General features: G+C 66.3%; 14 protein-coding genes. 8 read left to right on the top strand and 6 right to left on the bottom strand.

Annotated features, from left to right (window positions below; all coding sequences use genetic code 11):
• Positions 1-170: 170 nt before the first annotated feature.
• From V6657_RS13475 to V6657_RS13455, 5 genes are all read right to left on the bottom strand, one after another.
• Positions 171-2,150, bottom strand: a complete 1,980-nt coding sequence (locus V6657_RS13475) for a S8 family serine peptidase (protein ID WP_182570826.1) — start codon at positions 2,148-2,150, stop codon at positions 171-173.
• Between the two features lie 168 nt (positions 2,151-2,318).
• The gene (mprA, locus tag V6657_RS13470; RefSeq protein WP_048935047.1) at positions 2,319-3,962 is read right to left on the bottom strand and encodes an MprA protease, GlyGly-CTERM protein-sorting domain-containing form; all 1,644 of its coding nucleotides are present in this window, start codon (positions 3,960-3,962) and stop codon (positions 2,319-2,321) included.
• Positions 3,963-4,244: 282 nt separating this feature from the next.
• Positions 4,245-4,691: a hypothetical protein gene (locus V6657_RS13465; protein ID WP_048935046.1), complete on the bottom strand. Its 447-nt coding sequence runs from the start codon at positions 4,689-4,691 to the stop codon at positions 4,245-4,247.
• A 93-nt stretch (positions 4,692-4,784) separates the two neighbouring features.
• Positions 4,785-6,491, bottom strand: coding sequence for a DNA repair protein RecN (recN, locus tag V6657_RS13460; RefSeq protein ID WP_048935045.1), 1,707 nt, complete (start codon positions 6,489-6,491; stop codon positions 4,785-4,787).
• A 22-nt stretch (positions 6,492-6,513) separates the two neighbouring features.
• Entirely contained in the window at positions 6,514-7,443 is a 930-nt protein-coding gene (locus V6657_RS13455; protein ID WP_048935044.1) for an NAD kinase, read from the bottom strand.
• 110 nt (positions 7,444-7,553) lie between these two features.
• Between V6657_RS13455 and hrcA the strand changes: the two genes are divergently transcribed.
• The 4 genes from hrcA to V6657_RS13435 all read left to right on the top strand — a co-directional run bounded on the left by hrcA (position 7,554) and on the right by V6657_RS13435 (position 11,441).
• A complete protein-coding gene (gene hrcA / locus V6657_RS13450) occupies positions 7,554-8,612 on the top strand; it encodes a heat-inducible transcriptional repressor HrcA (protein ID WP_048935043.1) in 1,059 nt (352 codons plus the stop codon).
• 113 nt (positions 8,613-8,725) lie between these two features.
• Entirely contained in the window at positions 8,726-9,787 is a 1,062-nt protein-coding gene (gene tauA / locus V6657_RS13445; RefSeq protein WP_048935042.1) for a taurine ABC transporter substrate-binding protein, read from the top strand.
• On the top strand, positions 9,784-10,575 hold the full coding sequence (locus V6657_RS13440; RefSeq protein ID WP_048935041.1) for an ATP-binding cassette domain-containing protein: 792 nt from the start codon (positions 9,784-9,786) through the stop codon (positions 10,573-10,575). Before tauA ends, V6657_RS13440 begins: the two co-directional genes overlap by 4 nt.
• Positions 10,572-11,441: an ABC transporter permease subunit gene (locus V6657_RS13435; RefSeq protein WP_048935040.1), complete on the top strand. Its 870-nt coding sequence runs from the start codon at positions 10,572-10,574 to the stop codon at positions 11,439-11,441. Before V6657_RS13440 ends, V6657_RS13435 begins: the two co-directional genes overlap by 4 nt.
• 10 nt (positions 11,442-11,451) lie before the next feature.
• On the opposite strand, the gene hutC is transcribed toward V6657_RS13435, so the two are convergent.
• Positions 11,452-12,165 carry a histidine utilization repressor gene (gene hutC, locus V6657_RS13430; RefSeq protein ID WP_048935039.1) on the bottom strand — a complete coding sequence of 238 codons (714 nt, stop codon included), beginning with the start codon at positions 12,163-12,165 and terminating at the stop codon, positions 11,452-11,454.
• Between the two features lie 153 nt (positions 12,166-12,318).
• On the opposite strand from hutC, the gene hutU reads away from it, so the two are divergent.
• From hutU to hutI, 4 genes are all read left to right on the top strand, one after another.
• On the top strand, positions 12,319-14,037 hold the full coding sequence (hutU, locus tag V6657_RS13425; protein ID WP_048935038.1) for a urocanate hydratase: 1,719 nt from the start codon (positions 12,319-12,321) through the stop codon (positions 14,035-14,037).
• Positions 14,038-14,158: 121 nt separating this feature from the next.
• Entirely contained in the window at positions 14,159-15,715 is a 1,557-nt protein-coding gene (gene hutH / locus V6657_RS13420; protein WP_048935037.1) for a histidine ammonia-lyase, read from the top strand.
• Between the two features lie 2 nt (positions 15,716-15,717).
• A complete protein-coding gene (hutG, locus tag V6657_RS13415) occupies positions 15,718-16,704 on the top strand; it encodes a formimidoylglutamase (protein WP_048935036.1) in 987 nt (328 codons plus the stop codon).
• The gene (gene hutI / locus V6657_RS13410; protein ID WP_048935035.1) at positions 16,697-17,923 is read left to right on the top strand and encodes an imidazolonepropionase; all 1,227 of its coding nucleotides are present in this window, start codon (positions 16,697-16,699) and stop codon (positions 17,921-17,923) included. Before hutG ends, hutI begins: the two co-directional genes overlap by 8 nt.
• The last annotated feature ends 58 nt before the right edge of the window (positions 17,924-17,981 follow it).

Below are 17,981 nucleotides of genomic sequence, written 5' to 3'. Positions count from 1 at the left end.
ACAAAAAGAGGCGGAATTATCTCAATGGTGGCGATGCGGCACCGAAAAAAAGAACTAAATACGGAATTGAAAATTTCTTACTATTCCGCAGACGCCAGCACGAAGGGGTACTAGGGGATGCAACCCCACGCTTGAGGGGGGGGGGCAACGTGAAACGGGCCGGCAGTTGCTTAACGGGCGCTGCGCCCAAGCCGATGCGCGAGGTTTGCTGCAAGCAATAGCGCCGCATAGGCGAATCCGATTGACCCACCGCCACCCCCACCGCCCGACGAAGCCCCCGAGCCGGCCCCCGTATCGGTACCGGGCGACGTGGGCGCCCCCGTCACGGTGACGCTTACGGTGTCGCTGGCTGATATGCCCGCGTTGTTGGTCAACGCAACGCTAAAGCTGTAGACCCCAGCGGCAGTTGGCGTGAAGGTGGCCGTGCTGTTGCCATTGGCATCGGGCGCCGAGGTGGTCAGCGGGAGGGGCTTGCCTGCTGTCTGCGCCCAGATCGGGTTACCAGCGCTTCGCCCATAGCCGGGGCCGCTGACGGCTGTGAGCGTGACATCGGCGCTAGTGGAAACGCTCGAAGCTGATGCGCCAACGTGCACTGTCGGCATGCCCTGGGCCTGGGCGATGGCTGAGCCGGCGTCCAGCATGCCGGCCCCACAACTGCCTGCATGCGTCGCGCAGTAGGTGCCAGGCGGGAAAGGGCGGGCCGACTGCTTGAGGATCGCCGTGATGTCGTCGGGCGCCAGCGCAGGTTGGACTGACAGCATGAGCGCGGCCGTGGCAGCCACGTGCGGCGTGGCCATCGACGTGCCTATGTCATGGGTGTACGTGTCCCCGCCGGGCGAGGCAATGGGTGCGGTAGCGCTGCTGTTGGACAGCGACACGATGGTGCTGCTTGTGCCCGAGATGACCGTGCCCCTGCCGCCGCCGGGCGCACTGATGGCGGTTTGCGCGCCCACGTTGGCGTACCAGGCGTTGTCGCCCTCCCGCGTGTGGGCCGTGACGGCGATGGCACCCGCGCAATTGGCGGGAGCATCCACCGGCCCGGACTCATTGCCGGCAGCCACCACGATGGTGACCCCCAGCGCGCGCGCCGCATTGATCCGACTTTGTTCCAGTGCGGAGCAGGCCCCCGTGCCGCCCAGGCTCATGCTGATGACCTTGGCTGGCGTCGGGTTGCTGATGACACCAGGGACCGCGCCGCCGGCCAGCCACGTCATCGCGTCCATGATGTCGGACGTCACGCCGCCGCACTTGCCCAGCGCCCGCGCCATCTGCACACGCACGCCCGGTGCGATGCCCGCAATACCGATGCCGTTATTGCGCTGTGCCGCAATCTGTCCAGTCACGAAGGTGCCGTGCCAACTGCTGTTGCTCTGGCTGCCGCAGAGCGTTGGGAAGGACGCGGCATCGGCGGCGCTGATCCAATCACCGGGGTCGGACGGGTCGGTATTGCTGGCACTGTTGTTGGCGCCGTTGTTGACGAACCCGCTGGGGATGGCGGTGCCGGTCTTGCGGTCGGTGGCGCCCGCCATTGCGCTGCTGCTGACGAAGTTGCGGCCGATACCGAAATTCGTGCCGGCCAAGTCCGCGTGATCTGCGTGGATGCCGGTGTCGACGATCCCGATGCCCACGGTGGGCGCGCCGGTAGTGGTGTCCCAGGCGGACGTCACGTTGGCGCCGCCGGCCACGCTGGTGCCGGGTAGCAGGTTCCATTGCTGGCTGAACAGCGGGTCGGTTGCCAGCGCCATCGGCCGCAGGATGCGATCGGGCGACACGTACTCAAACTGGCCGCTGGCCTCCATGCGTTGCGCAATGGTTTGTGCGTCATCCAGCGTCATGATCCTGGGTAGGGTCACCACATGGGCGCCGCCCGACATTGCGCGCTTGTACGTCATGGGCAATTGCGCAGTGGCTGACCAGCGTTGCACGGTCATCGTATCCGCCGGATTGTCGACGCCGCCTGCCGATGTGGATTGCGGCGTCAGCGCCCCTGAGGTGATCGCTTTTTCCTTGACGATCAACTGGGTAACCCACTGCAACCGCGCGTTGAACGTGGTCGATTTTTCTGCGGCTAGCGCTGGCACAGCGTGATACGACACCAGCCCGAGCGCCACCAGCGCGCGAGCCACACCCCCGGAAACCATCGTCTTCATCTGAGCAGCCTTTTTTGTAAAGAATCGATGAATTTATGGATGCATTGTCAAAAAGAATGGAGGTGTGGTGGTCTAGCTGGACTTAAGTGAAAGTCCTGATATGCAGATAAGACACAAAAGAAAACCGCCTCCACATGGGAGGCGGTCTCGGTCAATCTGAAGACGTTGTTACTGCGGCGCAGAGCGCTTGCGCCGGCAGGCGAGTCCTAACGCCAGCATCAGCGCTGCCCCTGCCAGCGGGACGGCACCGCCGCCGCCACCACCGCCGCCGCCACTACTGCTCCCGCTCGTGCCACCAGTGCCGCCCGAGCCTGCCGTACCGTTGCCAATGCCGGCAGGCGTCGTCTGCTGGGCGTAACCCACTGCACCTGCCGTATCCAGCAGGCCAGCACCGCACACGCCGGTATTGACGGCGCAGTATGTGCCGCTTGGGTGCGGGCGCGCCGTCTGCCGCAGGCCGGCCAGAATTTGCGCATTCGACAACTGTGGCTGCACGCTCAACATCAGCGCGATGGTGCCGGCCACTTCCGGGGTGGAGAAGCTTGTGCCCGCCACGGATTTGACGACGTAGTTGCCAAGGGATTGCGCGCCATCATTGGAATCGGCCTGGATGACCGACGTGGTGCCTGTGCAGCCGCTGCTGGTCGCTTGCGAATTGGCGCAACCGCCGCCCGGCGCCGACAGGGCAACCTGCGGGCCGACGTTGGCATAGCTGGCGTTTTCGCCACTATCCACGTGCGCCGTGACGGCGATCGCGCCCGTGCAATTGGCCGGTGCGTCGGCGTTTTGTGCAGCTTCATTGCCCGAGGCGGCCACCACGGTGGTGCCGATTGCCGCCAGCCGGTTCACTGCATCCTGTTCGGCCGCCGAGCACGCACCCGTGCTGCCCAGGCTGACGTTGACCACGCGCGCCGGGTTGGCATTGGTGGGCACGCCCGACACGGCGATGCCACCGGCCCACAGCATGCCGTCCACCGTATCGGACAGCAGTGCGCCGCACTTGCCAGACACGCGCACTGGCACGATCCGGGTGTTCCAGCCCACGCCGGCAATGTCGAGCGCGTTGTTGGTGTTGGCTGCCAGCACGCTGCTGACCTCGGTGCCGTGCCAGGTGCTCTTAGCGATGTCGCTGCTGGTGCAGCCGGAAATGTTCGGAACATCCGCGGCCGTCACGCCGTCGCCCTGATCGTGCGCGTCAGTGCCGCGTCCGGTGGTATTGCCCGCGCGCGCCGGGTCGGAGATGAAGTTGTAGCCGGGCAGGATCTTGCCGGCCAGATCGGGGTGGTCCGTATAACCGGTGTCGACCACCGCCACCACGATGCTGCTCGAGCCCTGCGTGATGCTCCATGCCGCCGCCGCGTTGATGCCGCCTGGCACGAGCGTCGGCGCGGCAAGGTTGTTCTGCGTGGCAAACAGCGGATCGTTGGGGATGGTATTGGGCCGCAGGATGCGATCCGGCACCACGTAGGCCACGCGCGCGTCCTGCGCGATCTTGGCGGCGGTAGCTTCAATACTAGCGGCGTCAGTCAAGCTGGTATGCATGAGCTGCGCTTGCGTGCCCAACGTGCGTTTGACTTGCAGCGCGCTCCCCGCGGTTTGCGCGACAGACAGCAGCCGGTTGCTGGATTCTGCCGCCGATAGCGTCTTGCGCGTGCCGCTGGTGTCGTCGCGCCACTTGATGATCAGGTCGCCTGTGTACTGCGGTTGCGGCGTGGCGGCTACGGCAGGGGGGCTGCCCATCCACCAGGCGATACAGGCGACGCTGGCGCCTGCACGGAGCCAGGACTTCAACCGAAAGGAGGTGTGTGTCATCAGTGCGCGCTCCGAGGCATCTATCTTGTCGTCATGAGAAACGTCGTCAGGATACGATTCTTGACAGTACGTTACACAAAACCAAAGGTAGCACGCGACCTGCCCGCCTGGGATGGCAGAAACCCGATTGCCAAGGGTGGGGGAAAGCGCGCCTGTGCGCTGGCGCGGCAGCAGGATATGCGCCCGCTACAAGGCACGATGGGCCCAGAATTGGGCCCAACCGTTTTTCACACTGTGGAGGTCTGGCGCGGCGCTGCATCGCACCGCGTCGCGTTTAGCGGTTCAGCGCTGGATTTTCACCACACGATCCGGGTCGGCCGACGCGACGCCGGGCGCGGAGCGCAAAGCCGCGACCGCGCCATCCAGCGTGGCCGCCGCATCGCCCGAGCTGGCGCGTACAACCCAGAACCCGCCCGACATCGGCCGCACCACCGCAAAGGCCAGGCGCGGCGTTGCACGGGCGCCGGCGGTGTCCAGCACACCCTGTACGGTGGTGGAAGAGGTCGTCGGCGTGCTCAGGCCGACAATGATGTCGCCCAAGTTGTGCGCGGCCGACACCGAGGCTGGCGGTTGGGTGTTGGCGGAAGCGGGGTCCATGGCAGGCGGCTTGCCCGGATCAATGGCAGGGACCGACTTGCACGCCGTCAGCAGGCACAGGCCAAGCGCTGCCACCAGCGCAGGCTTGGTGGACGACAGCAGGGATTGAGGGCGGGCAGCCGGTTGGGCCATGGAGTTCTCCTTGAATGCGTTCAATGGTGTAGGCAGTGTGCGTCGCCGGAACGGTCTGGCCAGAGATGGCCGCAATGGTTCCGGTATAGGCGATCACTGCGCCACGCGCCGCGATTTACGTGCGGCAGGCGCCGGTGCCGGTTGGGCACGGCCGGCGGTCAGCATTTCGTCGGCGTGGCGGCGTGTGGTGTCAGTTAGCGACGCACCGCCCAGCATGCGGGCGATTTCGTCCACGCGGCTGGTGGCGTCCAGCACCACCAGGTCGGAACGCGTGCTGCCGGCCACCGTCTGCTTGGCGACCTGGATGTGGTGATTGGCCAGCGCAGCCACCTGCGGCAGGTGGGTCACGCACAGCACCTGGCGGCGCGTGCCCAATTCGCGCAGGCGTCGGCCGACCACTTCGGCCACTGCGCCGCCAATGCCGGAATCGACCTCGTCGAAGATCAGCGTGGGGGTCGGGCTTGCTTCGCTGGCGATCACGGAAATCGCCAGGCTGATCCGCGCCAGTTCGCCGCCCGAAGCGACTTTTGCCAACGGGCGTGGCGATACACCGGCATGTCCGGCGACGAGGAATTCGATTTGCTCCAGCCCCGCAGCCCCGCCGTGTTCCAGCGCATGCAGCGCGATGTCGAAGCGCCCGCCGGCCATCGACAGGCCTTGCATGGCGCCGGTCACGGCTTCGGCCAGCTCGCGGGCGGCCTTGGCGCGGTCGCGCGACAGCGCCTGGGCGACCACCATGTAGGCGGCGTGGGTTTGCGCTTCCTGCGCCTGCAGCGCGTCGAGGTCGGATGCGGCTTGCAGCGCGGCCAGTTGCGCTTGGCGCTCGGCCAATTCGGCCGGCAGCGTTTCCGGCGCGACGCGGTACTTGCGCGCCATGGTGTGCAGCGCCTGCATGCGCGCGTCGATTTCGGCGAGGCGGTCGGGGTCCAGTTCGGCACGATCGGCGTAGCGAGCGAGCGAGTGCACGGCTTCCTGGATCTGCACTTCGGCCGGTTCCAGCGCGGCCAGCACGTCGGCCAGTGCGGGGTCGATCTCAGCGAGCTCACGCAGTGTGTGGAGCGTCGCGCCCAGTTGCGTGAGCACGGCTCCCTCCGATTCGGACAGGCCATCGAGCGCCGCGCGCGTGCCTTCGATCAGGCTGGCGGCGTGCGACAGACGGTGGTGCTCGGTCTGCACCTCTTCCCACTCGCCGGGTTGGGGGGCGAGCTTCTGCAGTTCGTTCACCTGCCACTCGATGCGCTCGCGTTCGAGCTGGGCTTCGCGCGATTGCTGCTCGGCGGCTTCGCGCAGGCGCACCACGGCTTGCCACGTGCGATAGTGCTCGCCGACCACACGCACGGCGCCTTCCAGGCCGGCATGAGCGTCGAGCAGGCTGCGCTGGGCGTCGGTCTTGAGCAGCAGTTGATGCGCGTGCTGACCGTGAATGTCGACCAGCTGCTCGCCCACTTCGCGCAACTGCGCCAGCGTGACCGCCGCGCCGTTGATGAAGGCCTTGCTGCGGCCGGCGGCATCGACAGTGCGGCGCAGCAGGATGACGCCTTCGTCATCGTGCAGTTCGTGGGCTTCCAGCCACGCGGCCACGTGTGGATGCACGTCGAACTCCGCCGTGATGTCGGCGCGCGGCGCGCCTTCGCGCACGACGGCGGCATCGGCACGCTCGCCAAGCGTGAGCGCCAGAGCGTCGATCAGGATGGACTTGCCCGCGCCGGTTTCGCCCGTGAACACGGTAAAGCCGTCGGCCAGGTCGAGGTCCAGCGCGTGGACGATGACGAAATCGCGGATGGTGAGGCTGCGCAGCATGGTGCGTGGGACGGTGTGTGGGTTACAGCCGGTTGTCTTCGGTGGGGTACTCGTGCCAGTGCAGCTTCTTGCGCAGCGTGGCGTAGTAGTTGTAGCCGACCGGGTGCAGCAGTTGCACGGTGCGCTCCGAGCGGCGCACCACGATGCGGTCGCCCGGCAGCAGCGACGTGAGCGACTGCATGTCAAAGTTGACGCTCGCGTCGCGCCCGCTGGTGACCTGGATGACCACCTCCGCATCCTGCGGAATGACGATCGGCCGATTCGACAGCGAATGCGGTGCGATGGGCACCAGCACGAGGCCCGAGAGCGCCGGGTGCAGGATCGGCCCACCGGCGGACAGCGCATACGCCGTCGACCCGGTGGGCGTAGACACGATCAAGCCATCCGAACGCTGGTTGTACATAAAGAAGCCGTCGACCGACACGGCCAGCTCGACCATGCCTGAGGTGCCCGAGCGGTTGACTACCACGTCGTTGAAGGCCAGGGCGGAGAAGATGACCTCGTCGTCGCGCACGACCTGGGCCTGCAGCAGCGTGCGGGTTTCGGCTTCGTAGCGGCCGGACAACATGTCGGGCAGCACGGTATGCACATCGTCGAACGGGATGTCGGTCATGAAGCCGAGCCGCCCGTGGTTGACGCCGATCACCGGCACGCTGGCGCCGGCCAGGTGGCGGCCGATGCCGAGCAGCGTGCCGTCGCCGCCGAGCACCACGGCCACATCGGCCTGGCGGGCCATTTCCTCGGGCGGCAGGGCAGGGTAATCCTGCACACCGATATTGAGCGCGGTTTCGCGCTCGAACACGATGTCATGCCCGCGCGCGGCAATGCACGACGCCAGCTCCATGAGCGGGCCGGCAATGTTGGCGGCCGAATACCGGCCGACCAGTGCGACGGTCTTGAAAGGCGAGGCGGCGGGAGGTTTCGAGGCCACGGCGGACGGGGGAATCGACATGCGCGCATTACACCATATCGATATGACCCCCGCTACGTTTGACGTTGTTTGGCGAGAAACGCCAACGTCACCCGCTGGTTGCAGTCGATTTTGCGTAAAATTGAAGAATCATGGACAAGCGCGCCACCATCCTCCTCAAGACCCTGATCGAACGGTACATCGCCGAGGGCCAGCCCGTGGGCTCGCGCACCTTGTCGAAGTATTCGGGGCTCGATCTGTCGCCGGCCACCATTCGCAATGTGATGTCCGACCTGGAGGAGATGGGCTTCATCGCCAGCCCGCACACCTCCGCCGGACGTATCCCGACGCCGCGCGGCTACCGCCTCTTCGTCGACACCATGCTGACCGCCAGCCCACTAGACGTGCTTGGCGCGCATGACCGCATGGCGCAGCAGATGGCCGGCGTGATTGCCGAGCAGGTGCGCACGCAACTGGCGTCGCATGGGTCGGAATCGTCGCAGCGGGTGATTGCGGCGGCGGCGCAGACGCTGTCCAACCTGTCGCAGTTTGCGGGCGTGGTGATGACGCCGCGCCGCTCGCACGCGTTCCGGCAGATCGAATTCCTGCGGTTGTCGGAGAACCGCATCCTGCTGATCGTCGTCACGCCCGAGGGCGACGTGCAGAACCGCATCATCCATACCGATACGCCGTACACCCCGTCGCAGCTGGTGGAGGCGGCCAACTACATCAACGCACACTACGGCGGCCTGACCTTCGACGCCGTGCGCGAGCGCCTGCGCGGCGAGTTGTCTGCGTTGCAGGCCGACATGACCTCGCTGATGCAGGCGGCGGTGGAGGCGGGCAGCAGCGCGGCATCGGAAGAAGACCCGGTGGTCATCTCTGGCGAGCGCAAGCTGCTGGATGTGGAAGACCTATCGTCGTCCATGGACAAGCTGCGGCGCCTGTTTGCCGTGTTCGAACAGAAGACGGGCCTGCTGCAATTGCTGGATGTATCGAGCCGCGCCGAGGGCGTGCAGATCTTCATCGGAGGCGAGAGCAGCCTCGTGCCACACGAAGACATGGCCGTCATCACCGCGCCGTACGAGGTGGACGGCAAGATCGTCGGCACGCTGGGCGTGATCGGGCCGATGCGCATGGCCTACGAGCGCGTAATTCCCATCGTGGACATCACGGCCAAGCTACTGTCCAGCACGCTCAGCCAATATTGATCTGCGGCCGAGCTGCATAAGCTCAGCCATTTTTCTTCGACGACAGCGCGGTCTGCCGTCTCACACAATCGACTCCGGCGCATGTGCGCGTTCTTCTTCTGCCGGAGTCTTCCATGGCTGGTCTTTCTCTCCCCCGTTTGCTGGCTGCAGCATTGTCTGCGGCCGTTTCGCTCGCCTTGCTCGGCACCACTCCCGCACGTGCGGCTGACCGCGAGGTCGTCATTGCCTATCAGGACATGGTGCTGCCCTGGCGCTACGCCCAGGCCACCGGCGAAGTCGAACGCGCCACTGGCTACAAGGTGACCTACCGCCAACTGGCCAGCGGTGCCGATGTGGTGCGCGCTATCGCCTCGGGCTCTGTGCAGATTGGCGAGGCGGGGTCGAGCCCGATTGCGGCGGGTGTGTCGCAGGGCGTGGACCTCTCGCTGTTCTGGATTCTCGACAACATCAATGATGCGGAAGCGCTGGTTGCCCGCAACGGCAGCGGCGTGACGCGCGTGGCGGATTTGAAGGGCAAGACGCTGGGCGTGCCGTATGTGTCGACCTCGCACTTCCACGCGCTGGTCGCGCTGCAGCAGGCGGGGCTGGAGCCGCGCGACGTGAAGGTCGTCAACCTGCGCCCGCAGGAACTGTCCGCCGCGTGGGATCGGGGCGACGTGGATGCCGCGTTCATCTGGGACCCGGTGCTCGCCAAGGTGAAGAAGAACGGGACGGTGTTGACCACCTCCGGCAAGATCGCCGCCGCAACGGGCAAGTCAACGTTCGATGGCTTCGTGGCCGACCGCAAGTTCGCGCGTGACCATGCGGACTTCCTCGCCAAGTTCACGGAAGTGCTGGCCAAGGCCGATGCTGCCTATCGCGACAACAGGGCCGCGTGGACGGTGACGTCGCCCCAGGTGGCGGCGGTGGCCAAGACCTCGGGTGCGACGGCAGCCGATGTGCCGGCAAGCCTGGCGCTGTATGCGTTCCCGGATGCGGCGGAGCAGGCTTCCAAGCGCTGGCTGGGCGGTGGTGCGCAGTCGGGTGCGGCGCAATCGCTGCTGGCGACCGCGCAGTTCCTGAAGACGCAGGGCACGATCCAGGCAGTGCTGCCGGATTACGGCGCGACCATTGATTCGCGCTTCGTGCAGCGTGTGGCCAGTGGCGCCAAGGCCGTGGCAACCGCATCGCGATGAGCCGCATTGAAGTCCGCGGCCTGCGCGTCGACTACACCGATGCGCGCGGTCGCACCACTCAAGCCTTGGGCGGCGTGGACTTGTCGATCAACGCTGGCGAGTTCGTTGTTGCCCTCGGGGCCTCGGGTTGCGGCAAGACCACGCTGCTGAATTGCCTGGCCGGCTTCGTTGCGCCAACGTCGGGACAGATCCTGCTCGACGGACGCGAAGTCGACGGCCCCGGCGCGGAGCGCGGTGTGGTGTTCCAGCGTTACGGGCTGATGCCGTGGTTGAACGTGCGCGACAACGTGGCGCTTGGTCTCAAGCTACGCGGTGTCGATCGCAAGACGCGGCACGCACGTGCGCTCGAACTGCTGCGATTGGTTGGCCTGGAAGCGCATGCCGCATCGCCCGTGTACGCCTTGTCGGGTGGCATGCAGCAGCGCGTCGGTATTGCGCGGGCGCTGGCAACTGAGCCGCGTGTGCTGCTGATGGATGAGCCGATGGGCGCGCTCGACGCCTTCACGCGCGAGACCATGCAGACGCTCGTACTCGATGTTTGGCAACGCACGGGCACCACGGTCTTCTTCATCACGCACGACGTGGAAGAGGCGCTGTTCCTGGCGACGCGGTTGGTGGTGATGTCGCCGTCGCCGGGGCGCATTGTGCAGACGTTTGATCTGCCGTTCTCGAGGCAGGCGCTGGCGGGCGCGGATGCACGGGCCGTGAAATCGTCACCGGAATTCATTGCCTGGCGTGAGCGCGTGCTGGCGCTGATCCACCGTGCCCCCGAGGAGTTGGCCGCATGAGCGCGATCGAAACAGCAGTGTTCAAGGGTGTTCCCGTTGAAACAGCGGCGTCTTCCGTTCAGCCGCCGCGCAAGCTGCGCGGCTACCGTTTGCCCGGCGAGGGCAGTGCGCTGGGGTTGAGCCTGCTTTCGGTGGGCGCGTTGCTGCTGCTGTGGTGGGCAGCAACGACCTTCCATTGGGTCCCGCCGCTGTTCCTGCCGTCGCCACAGGCAGTCGGCCACGCCTTTCTCGATGCATGGCGCGGCGATATCCAGGGCGGTCAGCCACTGGCCGCCCATCTGGGCTGGAGCGCATTGCGTGTGTTTGGCGCATTTGCGTTGGCGGCTGTCACCGCTGTACCGATCGGCCTGGCGATGGGTGTATCGCGCACCGCTCGCGGGCTGCTGGACCCGCCCATCGAGTTCTATCGCCCGCTGCCGCCGCTGGCGTATTTGCCGCTGGTGGTCATCTGGCTGGGCATTGATGAGCGCGCCAAGATCGTCGTCATCTACCTGGCGTGCTTTGCGCCGATTGCCATGGCCGCGCGCGCTGGCGTTCGCAGCGCCACGCGCGAGCAGATCAACGCCGCCTATGCGCTGGGCGCGAGCTTCACGCAGGTGGTGCGGCACGTGATCCTGCCGGCGGCACTGCCGGAAATCTTGACCGGCTTGCGCATCGCCATTGGCTTCGGCTGGACCACGCTGGTGGCCGCAGAGATGGTGGCCGCCACGGTCGGCCTCGGGCAGTTGGTGCTCAATGCATCGAGCTTTCTGCGCACCGATCTCGTGGTGATGGGCATCGTGCTGATCGGCGCAATCGCGTGGGCGTTCGACCTGGCCATGCGCGCCATCGAAGCGCGCGTGGTGCCCTGGAAGGGGCGCAGCTAGCCTCGGAGTTTTAGAAACTGCCCGTGAACTGATAGCGCCCGCCCGGGTGCCACATGGTCGCCACTGAAGCGACCTGACCCTGCGACAGGGTCTTACGACGCAGCATCAGGCACGGCTCGCGCACATCCATGTGCAGCATCTCGGCGATCTCGCGCGGGGGCAGGCGGGCCTCGATGCCGTAGTCCACCCCCTGCAGCGGGGCGGCACGCATCAGGTAGGCATTCGGCGTGGTCTGCGTGAAATCCTGTTCCATGTACTCGGGGGCGAGCGCGGCATTCACCCAGCGGTCTTCCGCCTGGATCGGCAGGTCGCTCTCGAAATGCACGATCAGCGAGTGGAACAACAGGTGCCCCGTTGACACCCCGAATGCCGCCGCAAGCGCCTCGTTGGCGCGTGCGCGTTCGAGCTTGTGCAGCTCGGCGCGGTGCTGATGGCCGCGCGCGGCAATCTCTTCGGCGATGTTGCGGATCGCCACCAGCGTCGCCTGGTACTTCTGTTGCGCGACGAATGTCCCCAGCCCTTGCACCCGCGTGAGGATCTGCTCGGCAGTCAGCTCGCGCAGCGCGCGGTTGACCGTCATGCGTGATACGCCGAAGGTCTGCGCGAGCGTCGTCTCCCCCGGAATCATTTCGCCCTCCTGCCATTCGCCGCTGCGGATGCGCGTGAGGATGTCTTCCTTGATGCGCTGGAAGGCGGGGGTGCTGGCGGACTGATCTTGTGACATGGAGTCGACTTTGGGTGCGGCTTGGTAGCCGATGTGATGTGCGGACTGCAGCCATCATCAGGGTTTGCTCTTAGCTTGTAAAGTTTTCTTGCCTAAGTTGTATATACAACATAAGATGCTCAGCACACCCAAGGAGTTCGCAGGAGACCTCACATGAATGCCCCGACCAACGCTGCCCACCTGACCAACGACCCGCGCTACGACGCATCGCGCGAGATCCGTGCCCCGCGCGGCACCGAGCTGCACTGCAAGAGCTGGCTGACCGAAGCCGCCTACCGCATGCTGCAAAACAACCTCGACCCGGACGTAGCCGAGAACCCCAAGCACCTCGTTGTGTACGGCGGCATTGGCCGTGCCGCGCGTGATTGGGCCTGCTTCGACAAGATTCTCGAAACGCTGCGCGAGTTGAACAACGACGAATCGCTGCTGGTGCAATCCGGCAAGCCGGTTGGCGTATTCAAGACGCACCCGGATGCCCCGCGCGTGCTGATCGCCAATTCGAACCTGGTGCCCAAGTGGGCAAACTGGGAGCATTTCAACGAACTGGACCGCAAGGGCCTGTTCATGTACGGCCAGATGACTGCCGGCAGCTGGATCTACATCGGCAGCCAGGGCATCGTCCAAGGCACCTACGAAACCTTCGCCGAAGCCGGCCGCCAACATTACGACGGCAAGCTGGCCGGCAAGTGGATCCTGACCGCCGGCCTGGGCGGCATGGGCGGCGCGCAGCCGCTGGCCGCCACGCTGGCCGGCGCCGTGTCGCTGAACATCGAGTGCCAGCAATCGAGCATCGACTTCCGCCTGCGTACGCGTTACCTCGACAAGCAAGCCAAGGACATCGACGACGCCTTCAACCTGATCCGCCACCATTGCGAGCGCGGCGAAGCCGTGTCGATCGGCCTGCTGGGCAATGCTGCGGAAATCTTGCCGGAGCTGGTCAAGCGTGCCCGCGCCGGCGGCCTGAAGCCGGATCTGGTGACCGACCAGACCTCGGCACATGATCTGGTCAACGGCTACCTGCCGGCTGGCTGGACGGTCGAGCAATGGCGTGCTGCGCAACGCGATCCGTCGCAGCACGCCCGCCTGACCGACGAGGCCGCCAAGTCGTGCGCCGTGCACGTGCAAGCCATGCTCGACTTCCAGGCCATGGGCATCCCGACCGTCGACTACGGCAACAACATCCGCCAGGTCGCGTTCGACCAGGGCGTGAAGAATGCCTTCGACTTCCCAGGCTTCGTGCCCGCCTACATTCGTCCGCTGTTCTGCGAGGGCAAGGGCCCGTTCCGCTGGGTGGCGCTGTCGGGCGATCCGGAAGACATCTACAAGACCGACGCCAAGATCAAGGAACTCTTCCCGCACAACACGCACGTGCATCGCTGGCTCGACATGGCGCGTGACCGTATCGCCTTCCAGGGTCTGCCCGCACGTATCTGCTGGCTGGGTCTGGGCGAGCGTCACCTGGCTGGCCTGGCCTTCAACGAGATGGTCAAGAACGGCGAGCTGAAGGCCCCGATCGTGATCGGCCGCGATCACCTCGACACCGGCTCCGTCGCCAGCCCGAACCGCGAAACCGAATCCATGCGCGACGGCACCGACGCCGTGTCGGATTGGCCGCTGCTCAACGCGCTGCTCAACACGGCCGGCGGCGCGACCTGGGTGTCGCTGCACCACGGTGGCGGCGTCGGCATGGGCTACTCGCAGCACTCGGGCGTGGTGATCGTGGCTGACGGCACCGACGCCGCTGCCAAGCGCCTCGGCCGTGTGCTGGTCAACGACTGCGGCTCGGGCGTGATGCGTCACGCGGATGCCGGCTACGAGAGCGCCATCGCCTGCGCCAAGCGCAACGGTTTGAACCTGCCGATGATCGGCTAAGCCCGGATCGGATTCCGGCATCCCCGCGCGGGCGGGGATTTTGATACGACTAGACGATGTGCTCCTGCGATGTACTCCCTTTCACGCAGGGGCGACAATGAAACATCCAATTGCTTTGACCATGAACACCATGACCACGCCCTCCATCATCACGCTGCAACCCGGCGCGATGTCCTTTGACGACCTGCGCCGCGTCTGGCTCGCGCCCACGCCCGTCGCACTGTCGGGTGACTGCGCCGCCGCCATTGAGGCATCGGCTGCCACCGTGCAAGCCATCGTCGCCAAGGGCGATCCGGCTTACGGTATCAATACCGGGTTCGGCCTGCTAGCCAAGACGCAGATCCCCACGCACGAGCTGGAGCGTCTGCAACGTAACCTGATCCTGTCGCACGCCGTGGGCACCGGCGAAGACGTGAGCGACCGCGTTGCGCGCCTCGTGCTGCTGATGAAGGCAGCGAGCCTCGCACGCGGTTACTCGGGCGTGCGCCGTGTCGTGATCGACACGCTGTTGGCGCTGCTGAACGCGGGCATCGTGCCGTGCATTCCGTCCAAGGGTTCGGTGGGCGCCTCGGGCGATCTGGCACCGCTGGCGCACATGACGCTGGCCCTGCTGGGCGAAGGCGATGTGCGCGTGAACGGCGTGCGTACCCCGGCACGTCAAGCACTCGCCGCTGCCGGCATCGAGCCGATCGCACTGGCCGCCAAGGAAGGCCTGGCACTGATCAACGGCACGCAAGTGTCGACCGCGCTGGCACTGAACGGCCTGTTCCTGGCCGAGCGCCTGCTGAAGGCCGCCACCGTGACCGGTGCACTGTCGGTGGACGCCGCCAAGGGCAGCGATGCGCCGTTCGACCCGCGCGTGCATGCCGTGCGCGGCCAGGGTGGCCAAATCGCCACCGCCGCCGTGTATCGCAACCTGCTGGCCGGCAGCGCCATCCGCAAGTCGCACCTCGTGGGCGACAAGCGTGTGCAAGACCCGTACAGCCTGCGCTGCCAGCCGCAAGTCATGGGCGCGTGCTTCGACCTGATCCGTCAGGCCGGCGCCACGCTGCTCACCGAAGCCAACGCCGTGACGGATAACCCGCTGGTCTACGCCGACACCAACGAAGTCATTTCGGGCGGCAACTTCCACGCCGAACCGGTGGCGTTTGCCGCCGACATGCTGGCGATGGCGATTGCCGAAATCGGTGCGCTGTCGGAGCGCCGTATCGCACTGCTGATCGATTCCACGCTGTCGGGCCTGCCGCCGTTCCTGGTGGAGCAACCGGGCTTGAACTCGGGCTTCATGATTGCGCACGTGACGGCAGCCGCGCTTGCGTCGGAAAACAAGACGTTCGCCCACCCGGCCAGCGTCGACAGCCTGCCGACTTCCGCCAACCAGGAAGACCACGTCAGCATGGCGACCTTCGCGGGCCGCCGCTTGCAAGACATGGCCGAGAACACTGCCACCATCGTCGGCATTGAAGCGCTGGCCGCAGCACAGGGCATTGATTTCCACAAGCCGCTGGCCACGTCCGACACGCTGCAACACGCGCATGGCTGCATCCGCGCACGCGTGGCGTACTACGGTGAAGACCGCCTGTTCGCGCCGGACATCAATGCGGCTCGCCGCCTGGTGCTCGAAGGCGAGCTGGCGGATTCCTGCCGTGCTCAACTGGCAGATCTTTCGCTGGCCTGACCATGCTCGTCCAAGCTGAACCCACCGTCTGGCAGGGCCGCGTCGATGCCGAAGAGGGCCCGCTGGGCCTGCGCTGGCACCAGACGGTCCACCGCGTTGATGCCGAAAGTGTCGGCGCGCCGCTGGCCAATACCGTTGCGCTGGCGGGTTTCGCGTGCGACGCGGGTGTCGCGCGCAACCACGGGCGCACCGGCGCGCAGGCCGGCCCGAACGCCATCCGCAAGATGCTCGCCAACCTGCCGGCGCGTGCCGGTCGCGTGGTCGTCGATGCGGGCGACGTGACGTGCCAGGGCGATGCGCTGGAAGCGGCGCAGGACGAGCTGTCTGGCGTGCTGCACGATCTGCTCGACCGCGGTGCGTTCCCGATCGCGCTGGGTGGTGGGCATGAGATTGCGTGGGCTTCGTTCGGCGGCTTGGCGCGGCATCTGGCAGGCAAGTCGAAGGACGCACCGCGCATCGGCATCCTCAACCTCGATGCGCATTTCGATCTGCGCGCGGGTGAGCGCGGCAGCTCCGGCACCCCGTTCCGCCAGATCGCCGAAGACTGCGGGCGACGCGGCTGGCCGTTCCACTACGCCTGCCTGGGCGTGAGCACCTACGCCAACACCGAGGCGTTGTTTGCCCGCGCCCGCCAGCTCGGCGTGCGCTGGATGCATGACGACGAGATGGACATCATGCAGCTCGCCCATGTGCTGCAGGTGGTAGAGGTGTTCTTGAGCCAGGTCGACCATGTGTATCTGACGATGTGCCTGGATGTTCTGCCGGCCGGCGTCGCCCCCGGCGTGAGCGCACCGTCCGCACGCGGCGTGTCGATGGACGTGATCGAGCCCATCGTCGATCGCGTGGTGAGCTCCGGCAAGCTGCGGCTGGCGGATGTGGCGGAACTCAACCCGTCGCTCGACATTGACAACCACACGGCACGTGTCGCCGCCCGCCTGGTTGCACGGGTGGCCGATGGCATTGGCCTGCAAGGAACCGCTCATGGCTGACACGCAGTGGGATGCACTCTGGACCAACGTCCACCTCGCCACGCTGGCGGCCGATGCTGATGGCTACGGCGAGATCCGCGACGGCGCCATCGCCGTCAAGGACGGCCGCATCGCTTGGCTGGGCGCACGCGCGGATCTGCCCGCCAACGCCTGCGCCACGCGTGAGCACGACGGCGGCGGTGCGTGGCTCACGCCCGGCCTGATCGACTGCCACACGCACCTCGTCTACGCCGGCAACCGCAGCAATGAATTCGAGGCGCGTCTGAACGGTGTGCCGTACGAAGAGATCGCGCGGGCGGGCGGCGGCATCCTCTCCACCGTGCGCGCCACGCGTGCGGCAAGCGTTGACGCGCTCGCCGAGGCCAGCCTGCCGCGCCTGAACGCGCTGCGCGCCGAGGGGGTGACCACCGTCGAGATCAAATCCGGCTATGGTCTCGATCTCGAAACTGAACGCCGCATGCTGCGCGTCGCACGTCGCTTTGGCCAGTCGCTGCCGGTACGCGTGCGTACAACGTTCCTGGGCGCACACGCCGTGCCGCCCGAGTTTGCAGGCCGGGCGGATGACTACATCGACTACCTCTGCGCTGACGTGCTGCCCGCGCTCGCCGCTGAGGGCCTCGTCGATGCCGTTGACGCGTTCTGCGAAACCATCGGCTTTTCGCCCGCACAGACCGCACGCATGTTCGACGCGGCGCAGCGCCTGGGCCTGCCCGTCAAGCTGCATGCCGAACAGCTTTCTGACCAGGGCGGCGCGGCACTGGTCGCGCGCTACGGTGGTCTGTCTGCCGACCATCTCGAATGCCTGACTGAAGCCGGCATCGCCGCCATGGCGCAAGCGGGTACCGTGGCTGTGTTGTTGCCTGGTGCGTTCTATTGCCTGCGCGAGACGCGCCTCCCGCCGATGGACGCCCTGCGCGCCGCTGGTGTACCGATGGCTGTGTCGACCGACAGCAACCCGGGCACCTCGCCGCTCACATCGCTGCTGCTGGCAATGAACATGGCGTGCACGCTGTTCCGCCTGACGCCGCTCGAAGCGCTGACCGGCGCCACGCGGCATGCGGCCGCTGCGCTCGGCCTGTCCGGCACCTGCGGCGTGCTCGCCCCGGGCTGCGTGGCCGACTTCGCGCTCTGGCGCATCGACCGGCCCGCCGACCTGGCGTATGCGATGGGCCTCAACCCCTGCGTGGGCGTAGTCAAGGACGGCGTGGCCGTGGCATAAGGAACGCGCCATGACTCGGCTCGTATAATCGGCCGGGTCACCCGCGAACCCGCGTCCC

Source organism: Ralstonia sp. RRA, from assembly GCF_037023145.1.
GTDB lineage: Bacteria > Pseudomonadota > Gammaproteobacteria > Burkholderiales > Burkholderiaceae > Ralstonia.
This window is presented reverse-complemented; position numbering and strand designations above follow the sequence as displayed.